We start from the raw sequence: 13977 nt of genomic DNA, 5'->3' as shown, positions 1-13977 counted from the left end.
TGCTTGCCTGCTTTGCTGGCTACATATACCGTCGTGTTCGAATTGGCATAGAGGCGTCATCCAAAAAAGGCGCCCGACCGGAGGAAGACCCATCATGAAGACAATGTTCCTCGCCCTTGCGGGCGTCGCCTGCGCCGCTGTGGCCACGGCCAGCACCCCTGCCCTCTCGCAGGACAGCTGCACGAATCGCGGGCAGCTCGACACGCTTTACTGCGACGCGAACAACGATCTTGTCGCGGACCTGCCGACGGATGCGAGCAAGCTGCGTGATCCATCCACCATGATCTTCGCCTATACGCCCGTCGAGGATCCGGCCGTCTATGCCAACATCTTCAAGCCGCTGATGGACTTTCTCGGCACCTGCACCGCCAAGCGCTGGGTCTATTTCCCTGTCCAGTCCAACTCCGCGCAGATCGAGGCGATGCGTTCGGGCCGCCTGCATGTGGCCGGCTACTCGACAGGCCCAACGGGCTTTGCGGTCAACATCGCCGGCGCTGTGCCGTTCGCGGCCAAGGGCTCGTCTGCTGGCGTGCGCGGCTACAACCTGCTCGCCATCGTGAAATCCGATTCACCTTTCCAGAAGCTGGCCGACCTCAAGGGCCGGAAGGTTGCACACACCTCGCCCTCCTCGAACTCGGGCAATCTCGCCCCGCGCGCCCTGTTTCCGGCGGAAGGGCTGACACCGGTTACCGATTACCAGCCGATCATGTCGGGCGGGCATGATCGCTCCGTGCTTGGCGTGAATACCGGCGACTACGACATGGGCGCCGTGGCGTCGGACGTGTTCGAGCGGATGGGCAATCGCGGTACGGTGAAGCCGGAGAACTTCCGGGTGATCTACAAGAGCCAGATATTCCCGACCTCATCCTTTGCGCATGCGCATGACCTCAAGCCAGAGCTGGCCGCCAAGGTGCGGCAATGCTTCTACGACTTCAAGTTCCCGCCCGAAATGGTCAAGGAATTCAACGGCGACGATAGGTTCCTTCCGATCACCTACCAGAAGGACTGGGCCCCTGTTCGCGAGGTGGCCGAGCGGACCAACACACCATATAATCGCGCCGCCTACGACGCCGAAGCCAGGCGCGAGGCCGAGGCCGCCGCGCGCCGCGCTGCTCCGCCGGCAGCACCCGCAGCTCCCGCCGCGCCGCGTCCCTGATGCCGGCCGCAGCCGTCGCCGAGGCCGGCGCCGAGGCGTTGCCGAAGGGCTCCGCGCCGGATGCGGCGCGTCACCGGCAGGTGGCGATCCGCAACCTGCGCAAGGAATATCGCGCAGGGCAACCCGTGCTGCGCGATGTCACCGTCACGATCGAGGGTCGCGGCCTGACCGCGATCATCGGTCCGTCGGGCACAGGGAAATCGACCCTGATCCGCTGCATCAACCGCCTCGTCGATCCGACCGGCGGGGAAATCATCTTCATGGGCCGCGACCTCGCCAGGCTCAGAGGGGCGGAATTGCGCACCGCGCGGCGCACCATCGGCATGGTCTTCCAGGAGTACAATCTGGTCGAGCGGCTTTCGGTGATCGAAAACCTGCTCTGCGGACGATTGGGTTACCTGCCCTGGTGGCGGGCTTTCCTGAGGCGCTTTCCCTCCGATGACGTGGAGCGGGCCTTCGCGCTGCTCGACGCCGTGGGCCTTGGCGAGATGGCGACGCGGCGCGCCGACGCCCTCTCGGGCGGGCAACGCCAGCGTGTCGGCATCTGCCGCGCCATTATGCAGAATCCGGATCTCATTCTGGCCGACGAGCCCACCTCCTCGCTCGATCCCAAGACCTCGGTCGAGATCATGGAGATCCTGGAGAAGCTTGCGGCGGAGCGTGGCATTCCGGTTGTCGTCAACATCCACAATGTCGAACTCGCCAAGCGCTTCGCCCACCGCATCATCGGCATGTCGAAGGGCGCCATCGTCTTCGATGGCCCGCCCTCCGCGCTTGAGGACAGGCATCTGATCGAGATCTATGGAGGCGAGAAATGGCTGGAGGGGTGAGCGCCAGCCCGGCCCGGCGCACCCTGGCCGATGCCTTTCCCGCCAACTGGACCCGCCGGGCGCTGCTTCTGCTGCTCGTGGGCTACATCGTCTATGCCGCCGGCATCCTGCAGATCACCTGGGCGCGCTTCCTCATCGGGCTTGATCAGGGAGCCATCTTCCTTCAGCGCATGTGGCCGCCCAATGTGCAGGCCCAGAAGGTGGAGCTCATCAAGGACGGAATGCTGGAAAGCCTGCAGATCGCAGTGCTTGCCACCGCCTTCGGCGTGCTGCTGGCCCTGCCGCTGGGACTGATGGCGGCTCGGAACCTGGCGCCATCCTGGCTCTCCTGGACGGCGCGCGCCTTCATCGCCCTGCTGCGCACCTTCCATCCCGTCATTGTCGCCATACTCTTCGTGAAGGCTGTGGGGTTCGGTGCTCTGGCAGGCGTTCTCGCTCTGGTCGTGGCCTCGATGGGGTTCGTGGGCAAGCTCTTCGCCGAGGCGATCGAGGAAATCTCGATGAAGCAGGTCGAGGCGGTGCGGGCGACGGGCGCGGGCTTCCTCGGCGTGCTCATCATGGGCGTGCTGCCGCAGGTCATGGCGCGCTTCGTGGGCTTCGTGATCTACCAGCTCGATTCCAACCTGCGGAACTCGACGATGGTCGGCATCGTGGGCGGGGGCGGCATAGGGGCGACGCTGTTCACCGCCTATCAGCGCTTCGACTACGACGTGGTGCTCACGATCCTGCTCGTCATCATCGCCATCATCATGGCGTTCGAGCTGATCTCGACCCGCATCCGCAAGGTGTTCCAGTGAGCACGGCCGGCAGCGCCATTGCGCGGGAATGGGCGCGTTTCACCCTGGCCGAGAAGCTGGCGCGCTACGCGGTCTATCTCGCCTGCGCGCTGGCCATCATCTGGTCGCTGCGCACCATCGAGGTCATTCCCGAATTTCTGCTCGATGCGCCGGCGCAGACCGGCGACCTTTTCGGCCGCATGTGGCCCTTCGACTTCACCTTCTGGCCCACCGTGCTTGCGGGCCTGATCGAGACGCTTCACACCGCAACACTCGGCACGCTGATGGCGCTGGTTCTGGCGGCGCCAGTCGCGCTCCTGGCGGCGCGCAACATCACCTCTTCGGTCGCGCTCAATCAGCTTGCGCATCTCATCCTGGTGTCGTCGCGCTCGGTCAATTCGCTGATCTGGGCGCTGCTGTTCGTCGCGGTGTTCGGCCCCGGCGCGCTTGCCGGCACGCTGGCCATCGCCTTCCGCTCCATCGGCTTCGTCGGCAAGCTGCTGGCCGAGGCGATCGAGGAAGCGCAGCCCGGTCCCATCGAGGCGCTGACCGCAGCAGGCGCCACCCGCCCGGCCATCCTGCTCAAGGGCTACTGGCCGCAGGTGGAGCCTTCCTTCTGGTCCGTCGCGCTGTTTCGCTGGGACATCAATGTGCGCGAGAGCGCCGTGCTCGGGCTGGTGGGCGCTGGCGGCATCGGTGTCGCGCTCGATACCGCCACCAGCAACCTCTACTGGGATCAGGCCGGGCTGGTGCTGGCGACCATCTTCGTTGTGGTGGTTCTCACAGAGATCGTCACCTCCCGCATTCGCAGCCGCATCATCTGAGCGGCATCGCGCGCCTTGAGCCGGCTGGCCGGTTGCGGCTAGCTTCGCCGCGTTGCACATCAGCCAGAGGGGACGCCATGTTCATCGCCATGAACCGCTTCAGGGTCGTGAAAGGCAGCGAAGCTGATTTCGAGGCGATCTGGAGCAGCCGCCGGACGCGGCTGGACGAGATGCCGGGCTTCCTTGCCTTTCACCTGCTGCGTGGGCCAGAGAAGGACGACCACACCCTCTACGCCTCTCATTCCAGCTGGGCGAGCAAGGATGCCTTCCTCAACTGGACCCGATCGGAGCAGTTCCGCGATTCTCACCGCAATGCGGGGCAGAACCGCGCGCTCTATCTCGGACCGCCGGATTTCGAAGGGTTCGACTGCGTGCTGGCGGAAAGCAACGCGCCAGCCTGACCCTGCGCGGGCACGAAGCCCAGGGCTGCGAGAGCGATCCCTGATCGCGCCAAAGCCTCGGTGAATGCCGCGAGCGCGGCGGGGCGGCGCGGCGCGGCCATCACCGCGAAATCATAATGCTCCTCGGCCAGCGGCAGGAAGCCGAGGCCCAGCGCCTCCGCCGCCGGCTTGATGGCGAGCCCCCAATCGGCGCGGCCCTGCGCCACGCCCGCTGCGACCGCATTGTGAGAGCGCGGCTGGTTCCAGTAGCCGGGGGGCCTCGCGCCAGCCAGCAAGGCATCGATCAGCATTCGCGTGCCTGAACCCTGATTGCGGTTGACCAGGATGCAATCCGGGTCTGCCAGCGCCGCGGCCACGGCGTCCGGAACGGTGCGGCCGCTGAAACGCACGTCGCCTGGCCGGTGCACCACGCCCTGAAGGCGCCGCCAACCGGGCAGGAGCGCCATGCCCTCGGACAAAAAGGGCTGGTTGTAGGCGCCGGAAGCTGCGTCCATCAGATGAATGGGGGCAATATCGCATTCGCCCCGGCGCAGCGCGGCCAGCCCGCCATGGCTGCCCAGCGCCAGCACGCGCACCAGCAGGCCCTGATCGGCCAGCGCGCCGACCACGGCGTCGAGCCCGGCGCAGTGGCTCCCCATGACCACAAGATCCGGCGCGCGGACATGCGACGAGAAGAGCTGCACGCGCACGCGCGTGTCCGCCGGCATGGATTCCGCCTGCGCATCGATGGCGATGAAGCCATCCGCCTGCGAGAAGGCGGTGACCGAGCCGGAGCCCTTGCCGATGGGATGGGCCACCAGCCCCTCGGCATCGTCGGCGAGCGCCACCATCACGAATTCGGTGCGGCCCGCTTCGGAGGCGATGCGCACGGGCACGCGGGCCTCGACCACCGTCTCGCGCCGCTCGGGCAGGCCCGCCATGATGCGCAGCACCGGAGCGACGATGTCATGGAAGGTGAACATGGCCGAGGTCGGGAAGCCCGGCAGCACCACCACAGGCTTGCCTCCGGACACGGCCAGGCACAGGGGCTTGCCCGGCTTGAGCGCCACGCCATGCGCCACAATGCCCGGCGCCCCAAGGCCAGCCACGATGCGGTGCGTGAGGTCGCCCGCGCCCTTGGAGGTGCCCCCCGACAGAACGACGCCATCGCAACTCTCGAAGGCGCCGCAGATGGCCATCTCCAGCGCGACCGCATCATCCCGCACCGCGCCGAGACGGATGGCCTCGCAGCCATTCTCCTCGATCGCAGCAGCGACGATGGCCCCGTTGGAATCGAAGATCTGCGCCGGCGCCAGAGCCTCGCCCGGCAACACAAGCTCATCGCCGGTCGAGAGCACGGCGATGCGCGGCCGACGCCAGACGGTCGTATCGGCCAGGCCGACCGCCGCCAGCATGCCGATCTCGCGCGCGCCCAGCACGACGCCGCGATGGATGAGCGTCTGCCCGCGCGCGATGTCCGAACCTGCGTGGGAAATGTTCTGCCCGGGGGCCACGGCGCGGGAGAGCGTCACCGCAGCGTCGCCATCAGGCTGAGTGTGTTCGATCATCACCACAGCATCGGCCCCGCGCGGGATCGGCCCTCCGGTCGCGATGGGGGTCGCCGTGCCGGGCGAAACAAGAATCTTTGGCGCGACGCCGCAGGCGATCACCTCCGGGTTCAGCGCAAGGCGCACCGCGTTGCCGGCAGAGGCCGCCATCAGGTCAGCGGCCCGAACCGCGAAGCCATCGACCACGGAGCGGTCGAAGGGCGGCACATCCACAGCTGCGGCGACATCGGCGGCCAGCACACGGCCGGCGAGATGGGCCAGCGCCACGGCCTCCGCGCCGAGCGGCATGGGCCTCAGCGCAGCGCGGAAGGCGGCAATCGCGTCATCGCGCGACAGAATCCTGAGGAACTGCTCCTGAACTGCGGCCTGCGAGTTTGTCATGCCCCCATCTCGCTGAAACCGAAAGGCTGGTCCAGAGCTGTCGCGGTCACGCGCTGGCCAGCCGCCTCCCCTTCCGAGCCCGGCGGGATGAGGAGCCAGGCGTCGGCGGAGGCGATTGACGCCATCGTGAGGTCGCCGACGCCGAGCGGGTGGAACTTCCCATCTCTCATGGCAAGAAGGGCGATTTCCGACGCGCCAATGGCCGAACTCAGCTTGAGCGCCAGCGGCAGGGCGACGCTGCGCAAGGGCCAGCCGGACAGGCGCGCCAGCGCCGGCATCCCCAAAGCGAGCCAGCAGCCGAAGGCCGCATCGAAACGGCCGGGAAGGTCGATGACGACCTGCCCTCCCGACCATTCAATCCAGCCAGCCTCACCGGGGTTCAGCGCCAGCCGGGGCGCGGCCTCACCGTGCTGGCGCAGCAGGAGGTGGGCGCGCGCCGCGTCTGGCTCGACAAGGCAGCCCTGCCGGGCCAGCTCGGTCGCCAGCCAGCCGGCCAGCGCCGGGTCCGTTATGGCCAGCGCGATGCGGGGGCGGCGCACAGGCACGGCGGCAACGCCAAGCACCATGGCCGCAAGCGACTGCGCGGCAGTGAAGCAACAGCCTGCCCTCGCGATGACGCTGCCTTGCGGCGCATCGTGGCCGGCAAGCCGTACATGGGTGCCTGGCGCAACGCTCCCGGTGATCTCGACCATGCCGAACTGGTTTTGCGCAGCGCCCGGATCAAGGATGGCGTCGCACCCGGCCGGCAAGGGATCTCCAGCGCTGAGCATCGGCGGCATTTGCGGCAGGAAGAGCGGCGCATGCGGGGAAGCGCCCACCAGGTCGAGGGAGGCCACGGCGAGCCCCGCACGCAAGGCCACGGGCCGGGCAGGCCAGGGCGCAGCGGCAACGAGGTTCTCGCACAGCACAAGGCCGATCGCCTTGGCCGGGGCAAGCGCGACGGGCGGCACAGGATGCAGGCGCGCGAGGACAGGGCCCAACACCTCGTCCAGCGCCATGCGCGGCAAGGTCATCGCGCTCACGCCCATGCAAAGGGCAGCCGCGACACGGAAAGCCGGGACCGCGATCCAGAGCCGGTGGGGCATGGTGAGGTGATCGGCATCCGCCGTCCGTTAACCGGGGCCAAGGGCTAGTCAGCGCGCATCTAGGGCGGCGGGCCTGCATGGGTCAATGGGGCCGGCCATCGCCAGCTCCGCCGCCATGTCAGCAGCAACCAAGCTGAGTGCCAAGACTATGGAAAAACACCTAAATTTCAGACAAACCTTGAAATCAGCCGACACTTTGCGGACACTTTCCCAGCTCGTTGCCAGGCAGGGAGACGCACATGACGACAAGGGACTTCGCGCGCCAGATCGACGGATATGGGCTGACCACGGCCGACATTCTCTACCGACTGCCGGATCATCCGGCCATCCTGCAGCAATACATCTGGCAGGATTACGACAAGGCGCCATCCTTCCCCGAACTGAACCGCTTCCTGGACTTCTGGCAGGCCAGGCTGGAGGGCCTGCTCTATCGCGTCACGGTCTGCCACAAGGCGCTGATCGGCCCGGCCGAGCTGCGCGCCATCAAGGGCGAGTTCCGCCTGCACTGAGCGGCGCAGCGTCGCCGACACCGTGATCACGAACGGATCGGCCACCGGATTGATGGCATAGAACCCGCAGCGGGCCACGCCTTCCCTGGCGCAGGCTGGCTCATCCTCAGGGCGGAGGGCGAACGCCAGATCAAGGCCGCGCGCTGGGCCCGGATCTCGCTGATCGTGCTCGCGCTGGGCATGGGCGCCCTTCGCGGGAGGCATAGGCCTGTTCGTGCCCGGCTTCCGGGTGTTCCGGGGCAAGTCCACCGCGCTCAGCCATCACCGAGGGGGTGAGCGAAGGCGACCTGATCCGGCGAGCTACTCGGGCACGCACTCGCGTGGCCGGGTGCCGGTCCAGACGCGCAAGGTGGGCGTGACGCTGACATCGGCGTTCCGGGTGAGGCGCGCCTCGGCCAGCGGCGCCTCGATCACCGCCGTGATCCCCTCAGGATCAGAGTCGATGCGGATGGCGCCGTTGATCTGCGGCCCCAGGACACGGTCGAGCAGGCGCGAGCCGAAACCCTCATGCGAGGCTGGCGAGACAAGCGGGCCGCCGCGCTCGCGCCATTCGATGACGAGCTTGCAGCCCGCCTCGCAATGCAACACGCGCCAGATCACGGACAGGCGCCCCGCGGCCGATGACAGCGCACCATGCTTCGCGGCATTGGTGGCGAGTTCATGCACGCCCATGCCGAGCGGCACCGCGAGTTCGGGCGGCAGCGCAACCACGGGCCCTTCCAGCGTGATCCGGTCGCGGTCATCATAGGGCTGCACCTCGAGCGCGATCAGTTCGCGCAGGTCCGCGCCGGCCCAGGCATTGTCCGTGAGCAGCGTGTGCGAACGGGCGAGCGACAGCAGCCGGTCCCCGAAGCTGCGGCGGAAATCATCCATGCTCGTTGCCGAGCGCATCGAGGAGTGGGCAATGGCCTGGATCGTGGCGAGCGTGTTCTTGATGCGGTGATGCAGTTCGTGGATCAGCAGCGTCTGCCTTTCCTCCAGTTCCTTGCGCACCGAGATGTCCATGTTGATGCCGGCAAGGCGCACCACTTTCCCATCGTTGTCGCAGACGGCGCGGCCGCGCGTGTAGAGCCAGCGCCAGCCGCCATCGCGCCGCTTGACCCTGAATTCGTACTCGAAAGGCTCAGGATCGTTGAAGCTGATCTCCCTCAGGCGCGTCGCCACACGGTTCCTGTCATCCGGGTGGAGGCGTTCGAGCAAGTTCTCGAAGCTGTAGACCCAATTGTCGGGCAGCTCGTAAAGCTTCCTGATCGAGGGCGAGAACACCGTCATTTCCTCCCTGCCGGGCACGCTCTCCCAGCTGGAGATGCCGGCAGCCTCCTGCGACAAGGTCAGCCGCTCGGCCGTCTCCTCGAGCACGCGTGCAATGCGCTTGCGCTCGGTGATGTCGAGGATGAAAGCCACCGACTGTGTGCGGTCCGGCTCGGCCAGGCTGAAGCCCACCAGCACAGGCACGCGCGTGCCATCCGGACGCATGTATTCCTTCTCGTAGGGCGTCGAGGCTCCGCGCTCCACCGCCTCTGCGATGTGGACAGCATCGACGGACTGCCATTCGGGCGGCGTGATGCTGTCCCAGCACACCCGGCCGGCATCGATATCCTCCTGGGTGCGGCCGATGATGCGCAGCAATTCCTGGTTGGCGAAGGTGATGCCGCCTTCGATGTCGCCATAGAGCATGCCGATGACGTTCGACATGGCGAAGCCGCGCAGCCTTTCCTCGCTGGCGCGCAGGGCCTGTTCCGCCATCTTGCGGCTTGTGACGTCATGCAACGCGAGAAAGCCCCTGATGGCGGCGCGCGCACCGTCAGGGCCCGGGCCGTAGATCACCTGCTTCTGGGCAGCCACCCAGCGCACGGAGCCGTCTGCCCGCTCCACACGGTGATCCAACCCAAAGAAGCCGCGCCCCTCGGCGTGGAGCAGGCGATCGATCTGCTCCATGATGAACGGGCGATCTTCCGGGTGCATGCGGGCATGGACATCGGCGCGGGGCATGGGCACGCCCGCTTCCACGCCGAAGATCTGCGCGGCGCGCTGGTCAAGCGTGATCATGTTGCTCCGGTAGTCGATTTCGGCGAGGCCGAGCCCGGATACGGCGACCCCGATCCGCAAGAGTTCCTCCCTCTGCAGCAGGTCACGCACGAGGTGCGCATTGTCGTAGGCAAGCCATACGCGCTCGGCCAGCACCCGGATGTAGCCCGCTTCAGTATTCCATCCCCGCGGCCCGCCATGGCCGAGCATGATCGTTCCGACCCACGCCTCACCGCGGCGCAGGGGCACGGCAAGGAAGGCGCGCAGGCCCTGCGCCTCGAATTCTCCCGCCCGGTGACGCGTCATCTCGTGCAGGCGGACATCCTCAATTGCCACAGTCTGGCCATCGACCAGCAGTTTCTGGATTTCAGGAGCGAAAAGATCCGACAAGCTCGCCATCTGGGGCGGAAGCACCACTCCCGAACGGGCCGCATGGATGGTCACGCGGTCTGCAACCTGGTCGATCTCAAGCATTGTGACAACATCGATGCCGAGGTGAGCGCCGAGCGCTTTCGCCGCCGTGCGCAATAGCGCTGCCGGCTCGGTTTCCCGGTCCATCTCCTCGCGCAGTTCACAGAGGAAGCGGCTGAGCGCCTCGCGCTGGGCAAGCTTGGCCTCGACATGGAAGCGGTCGGTTATGTCTACGCCTGAAGTCTGGAAGCCGACGATGACACCGTGTTCATTCTTCAAGGGGGCGATCTGGAAATCAATGTTGATGCGCCGGTCACCTGCGATGCGGACCTCGGTCTCGAACCGCTCGGTTGCGCCGCCTGAGGCCGCCGTGCAGGCTGCCTTGATCCGCGCCTGCACCTCCGGGCCGAGATCCCACCAGCAACATTCCCAGAAGGGCTTGCCCACGACATCGGAGCGCTGGAGCCCGGCCACCGCGAGAGGCGCATTGTTGGCCTCGATCAGCGTGCCGTCCGTGTCGAGCAGCCAGACGAAGGCGAAGAGATTATCAAGCACGCGGCGCAGCCTCAGTTCTGACTGGCGCAGGCTGTTGCCGGCCTTGCGCAATTCGCGCGAGGACTCGATCAGGCCACGCCCGATCGACGCGACATCGGACACGGCGATCGGCGGCAGCGTCTCATCCCCGCCTTTTCCCACAGCAGCCGCAAGCGCGCTGACCGCAGCAATGGCGCGATTGAGCCGACGACGAATGGTCCATGCGAGGGCGAGGCCGAGACCGCCCAGGACCATGATTGTGAGGCCCAGCACGGCAAGGGACCGGTTCAAGGCCTCCCGGACGGCATGCGAAGGCAGAGCGGCCGTCACCCGCCAGCCGGTGGCGCCCGAAGTCTCGAAGGCCACGACCGCATCAATTCCCATCGGGCCTGTGCCATAGAACAGTCCGCTCTGCCCCGACGCGCTCTGCACAAAGGCCGCGCTGGCCGAAGTTCCGGCTGTCGCGTTCTGCCCTCCGAGCGCGGCGACGATCCGCATGCGGCGATCGATGATCGTGAAGCTCCAGCCTTCGTCCTGCGCGAACTGGTTGAGAGCCGCGCTGAAGAAACCCGGATCGAAGCTGGCCCCTACAACGCGCGTCGCCGGCTGGTCGGACAGCACTGGCGCCATGATCTGGACGGCGTGGGAGCCGGTGACCGGGCCAGTGAACAGATTGCTGACAGTGGCGCTGCGCCCCTGCATTGCTGTGCGGTCAGCGTCCTTCACCTCTTCGGGGTTGCTGGTGATGATCTGGCCCAATGGCAGGCGCGTCGTCACAAGCGTGACGCCTTCTGCATCACGCAAGCTGAAGTGCACGTTCTGGCGTTCACGGACCCGCATGGCGTGGGCATGGAAGGCTTCAAGGTCATTGGCCTGAAGACTTGGCGCTGCCGCCAGGGTTTCGAGCGTCGTGGTGATATTGCCGACCTCCCGATCCAGCGCAGCCACCATCATCCGGACCTTTGCGTGCGCGTCGCTTTCGATGCGAAGCCGCTCCGACCGCACGAACTGGCTCAGCAGAAGGCCGATCAGCAAGAGAGAGGGCACAATCAGCCCAAGCGACAGCACGCCGACATGCCAGGTAAAGGATCTTGGACCGAACAGGCCTGCGCCTTGCTCAGCGCGCGCCTTCGACATCTCCAGCCCAGCCAGGCTGTCGTCCGTCGCGATCGGTCCCTGTGGTTTCGTCACGGCTCTGTTTTCTCTTCGCCAGGCGCTCTATGGCCAAGCTTAGGCACCAAAAAACATGCGGCTCAAGCGCGTTATTCGCCTCCACACGAAATTTCCAAAAGCACAAAATGCATGGAACCAGTTGGCCTGAACGTCGTTTTGATGTTTAATGAACCCCGTGCTATCGATAGTCTATCCGGCGCGTGGAGATATCCCCCCAGCATGATACTGGTGCTCGAAGACGATCCGCTTCTGGCTGACGATCTCGCCGATCTGCTGAATGAGGAACTCGGGCTTGAGGTCCGGAGCCTGTATTCGCTGAAGCAAGCGATGGCCCTTTCAGAGATATCGGCCAATTTCGCCTTCCTGGACATCGACCTTGGCGATGGCAAGGCGTTCCCCTTCGCCGACAGGCTTGTCGCCGCCGCGATTCCCTTCGCCTTCCTGTCCGGATCACGGCCGCAGGATCTGCCGGAGCGATTCCAGGCGGCGGCCTTCCTGTCGAAGCCCTATCACGAGGCGACCTTGCTCGGCCTTGTCCGCCCGCATCTCGACCAGAAGACCTGAGCACCCGCCAGTCAAACGCCAATCGTCCAGACGCCAATCTTTCAAGCGCAAGTCTCCCGCCTTTGCGGCGGGCCCGATCGCCCCTGTGCGGCAGCAAACGGGCAACATTGGCTGCCGCCAAGGACTTTGCCTGATGAGCGACGGCTGGCCACCGCGCAGATCGACCTCCGCCGCACAGCGATTCTGCAGCAGCTTGGCGGACAGCGCGGGGAAGCGTTTGAGCGGCTCCATGCACAAAGGCAGGCGCAGGCTCACCAGGAGGCTTTGGAGCTGTCCACCTCTTGCGCGCAGCCTGATTCTGAAACGACAATCTTATCGGCAAACCGAACTTCGGCTCGATGGTTCCGGGATTCAAATGCCCTGTGCCGGTGTTCCGAGACAGGCCGGCACGCCGCGCGATCTCCCGGATCGACAGCTTTTTCCCCGCAACGACATGCGGCGAACGATGTTCAAGAGTCCCATGCGGATCACTCCGTTGCCGCCGTCGCGTTCCGCTCCGGCGAAGGAGCCACATGGCTCAGTTCCCATATGAGCCACAAAGCCGGGTGACCGCTACGTCAAGGGAGCGAGGACGGCGCGCGCAACCAGCCCAGCCATGGTGCGGGCATAACCGTCCTGCATGGCTTCAATCCATTCCGTTTCTGGGTTGCACGGAAATTGTGCGCTGCACATGGACGATGTGCGGTCCTCGCGTCACCGCACGCCGCCATGAGGGCCTTATGGGATCAGGATGATCGAGCCTGTGGTCTTGCGGCTGGTCAGGTCGATATGCGCCTGGGCCACATCCTTGAGCTTGTACTCCGCCGGCTTCTGGATCTTGACGGCCCCTGACAGCACGACCTTGAAGACGTCGCGTGCATTGGCCAGCAGTTCGGGGCGGGTGGCAGTGTACTGGAACAGCGTGGGCCGCGTCAGCGACATGGACTTGGTGGAGAGAATTGAAGGCGCAATCGGATCAGGCGGGCCCGAAGCAGCGCCATAGGATACAAGATGCCCGCGGATGGCGAGGCACTCGAGCGACTTGAGGAAGGTGTCCTTGCCAACGCCGTCATAGACGACCGAGACGCCCTTGCCGCCGGTGATCTCCTTCACCCGGGCGACGAAGTCCTCCTTCGTGTAGATGATCGGATATTCGCAGCCATTCTTGCGCGCAAGCGCCGCCTTCTCATCCGAAGAGGTGGTGCCGATGACATGGCAGCCCAGATGCTTCGCCCACTGGCAGAGCAGCAGGCCCATGCCGCCGGCAGCGGCATGGACAAGAATCCAGTCGCCCTTCTTCACCTTGTGGGTCTGCTTGAGCAGATAGCGCGCCGTCATGCCCTGAAGCATGATCGCAGCACCGATCTTGTCGGGGATGCCATCTGGCAGCCTGACCATCTTGGCGGCGTCGACAAGGCGCTTTTCGCTGTAGGAGCCGGGCGGCGGAGCGGAATAGGCGATGCGATCTCCGATGCGGAAGCCTGTGGTTCCGGGTCCAACCACCTCAACCACGCCCGCGCCTTCCATGCCCAGCGCATGAGGCATCTGCAGCGGGTAGGCCCCCGAACGGTGATAAACGTCGATGAAGTTGACGCCGATCGCCGTGTGGCGGATCAGGAGCTGGCCCTTGCCGGGCTGCCCGACCTCGACATCCTCATATACCATCGCCTCGGGCCCGCCCGGCTGATGGATGCGTATTGCCTTGACCATGTTCCTGTCCTTTGCGCATGCCGGGGGCCGGTCCGCTCCCTGCGCCGCTTCCGGCTCAGTCTGATCGGG

Annotated in this window: 11 protein-coding genes; 7 read left to right on the top strand and 4 right to left on the bottom strand. The window is 65.9% G+C overall.

The annotated features are described in order from the left end of the window. Positions 1 to 103 precede the first annotated feature (103 nt). From phnD to HEQ16_09555, 5 genes are all read left to right on the top strand, one after another. On the top strand, positions 104 to 1156 hold the full coding sequence (gene phnD, locus HEQ16_09575) for a phosphate/phosphite/phosphonate ABC transporter substrate-binding protein (protein ID MCO4054281.1): 1053 nt from the start codon (positions 104 to 106) through the stop codon (positions 1154 to 1156). Then, a complete protein-coding gene (gene phnC, locus HEQ16_09570; protein MCO4054280.1) occupies positions 1156 to 1986 on the top strand; it encodes a phosphonate ABC transporter ATP-binding protein in 831 nt (276 codons plus the stop codon). Before phnD ends, phnC begins: the two co-directional genes overlap by 1 nt. Further along, entirely contained in the window at positions 1983 to 2783 is an 801-nt protein-coding gene (phnE, locus tag HEQ16_09565) for a phosphonate ABC transporter, permease protein PhnE (GenBank protein MCO4054279.1), read from the top strand. The genes phnC and phnE (HEQ16_09565) overlap by 4 nt, the downstream gene beginning before the upstream one ends. Then, the gene (phnE, locus tag HEQ16_09560; protein ID MCO4054278.1) at positions 2780 to 3586 is read left to right on the top strand and encodes a phosphonate ABC transporter, permease protein PhnE; all 807 of its coding nucleotides are present in this window, start codon (positions 2780 to 2782) and stop codon (positions 3584 to 3586) included. Before phnE (HEQ16_09565) ends, phnE (HEQ16_09560) begins: the two co-directional genes overlap by 4 nt. Before the next feature lie 77 nt (positions 3587 to 3663). Continuing rightward, complete coding sequence (locus tag HEQ16_09555) at positions 3664 to 3987, top strand: antibiotic biosynthesis monooxygenase (GenBank protein MCO4054277.1); 324 nt, start codon at positions 3664 to 3666, stop codon at positions 3985 to 3987. Here HEQ16_09555 and HEQ16_09550 read toward each other — a convergent pair. Further along, on the bottom strand, positions 3921 to 5915 hold the full coding sequence (locus HEQ16_09550) for a molybdopterin biosynthesis protein (GenBank protein ID MCO4054276.1): 1995 nt from the start codon (positions 5913 to 5915) through the stop codon (positions 3921 to 3923). The genes HEQ16_09555 and HEQ16_09550 overlap by 67 nt on opposite strands. Then, entirely contained in the window at positions 5912 to 7000 is a 1089-nt protein-coding gene (locus HEQ16_09545; GenBank protein MCO4054275.1) for a hypothetical protein, read from the bottom strand. Before HEQ16_09545 ends, HEQ16_09550 begins: the two co-directional genes overlap by 4 nt. A 239-nt stretch (positions 7001 to 7239) precedes the next feature. Between HEQ16_09545 and HEQ16_09540 the strand changes: the two genes are divergently transcribed. Then, complete coding sequence (locus HEQ16_09540) at positions 7240 to 7509, top strand: hypothetical protein (GenBank protein MCO4054274.1); 270 nt, start codon at positions 7240 to 7242, stop codon at positions 7507 to 7509. Positions 7510 to 7809: 300 nt separating this feature from the next. On the opposite strand, the gene HEQ16_09535 is transcribed toward HEQ16_09540, so the two are convergent. After that, entirely contained in the window at positions 7810 to 11673 is a 3864-nt protein-coding gene (locus tag HEQ16_09535) for a PAS domain S-box protein (GenBank protein MCO4054273.1), read from the bottom strand. A 201-nt stretch (positions 11674 to 11874) separates the two neighbouring features. Here HEQ16_09535 and HEQ16_09530 point away from each other — a divergent pair, with 201 nt between their 5' ends. Beyond that, positions 11875 to 12219, top strand: coding sequence for a hypothetical protein (locus tag HEQ16_09530; GenBank protein ID MCO4054272.1), 345 nt, complete (start codon positions 11875 to 11877; stop codon positions 12217 to 12219). A gap of 717 nt (positions 12220 to 12936) precedes the next feature. Here HEQ16_09530 and HEQ16_09525 read toward each other — a convergent pair. Further along, positions 12937 to 13908, bottom strand: coding sequence for a quinone oxidoreductase (locus tag HEQ16_09525; GenBank protein MCO4054271.1), 972 nt, complete (start codon positions 13906 to 13908; stop codon positions 12937 to 12939). Positions 13909 to 13977: the final 69 nt, after the last annotated feature.

This window comes from Bosea sp. (in: a-proteobacteria) (assembly GCA_023910605.1).
GTDB lineage: Bacteria > Pseudomonadota > Alphaproteobacteria > Rhizobiales > Beijerinckiaceae > Allobosea.
The sequence above is the reverse complement of the archived record's forward strand: the minus strand, read 5'-3'. Positions and strand labels throughout refer to the sequence as shown.

Coding starts and splice junctions, on each gene's coding strand:
- HEQ16_09545 (MCO4054275.1), bottom strand. CDS start 7,000: ATGCCCCACCGGCTCTGGATCGCGGTCCCGGCTTTCCGTGTCGCGGCT.
- HEQ16_09530 (MCO4054272.1), top strand. CDS start 11,875: ATGATACTGGTGCTCGAAGACGATCCGCTTCTGGCTGACGATCTCGCC.
- phnC (MCO4054280.1), top strand. CDS start 1,156: ATGCCGGCCGCAGCCGTCGCCGAGGCCGGCGCCGAGGCGTTGCCGAAG.
- HEQ16_09550 (MCO4054276.1), bottom strand. CDS start 5,915: ATGACAAACTCGCAGGCCGCAGTTCAGGAGCAGTTCCTCAGGATTCTG.
- phnD (MCO4054281.1), top strand. CDS start 104: ATGTTCCTCGCCCTTGCGGGCGTCGCCTGCGCCGCTGTGGCCACGGCC.
- HEQ16_09555 (MCO4054277.1), top strand. CDS start 3,664: ATGTTCATCGCCATGAACCGCTTCAGGGTCGTGAAAGGCAGCGAAGCT.
- HEQ16_09540 (MCO4054274.1), top strand. CDS start 7,240: ATGACGACAAGGGACTTCGCGCGCCAGATCGACGGATATGGGCTGACC.
- HEQ16_09525 (MCO4054271.1), bottom strand. CDS start 13,908: ATGGTCAAGGCAATACGCATCCATCAGCCGGGCGGGCCCGAGGCGATG.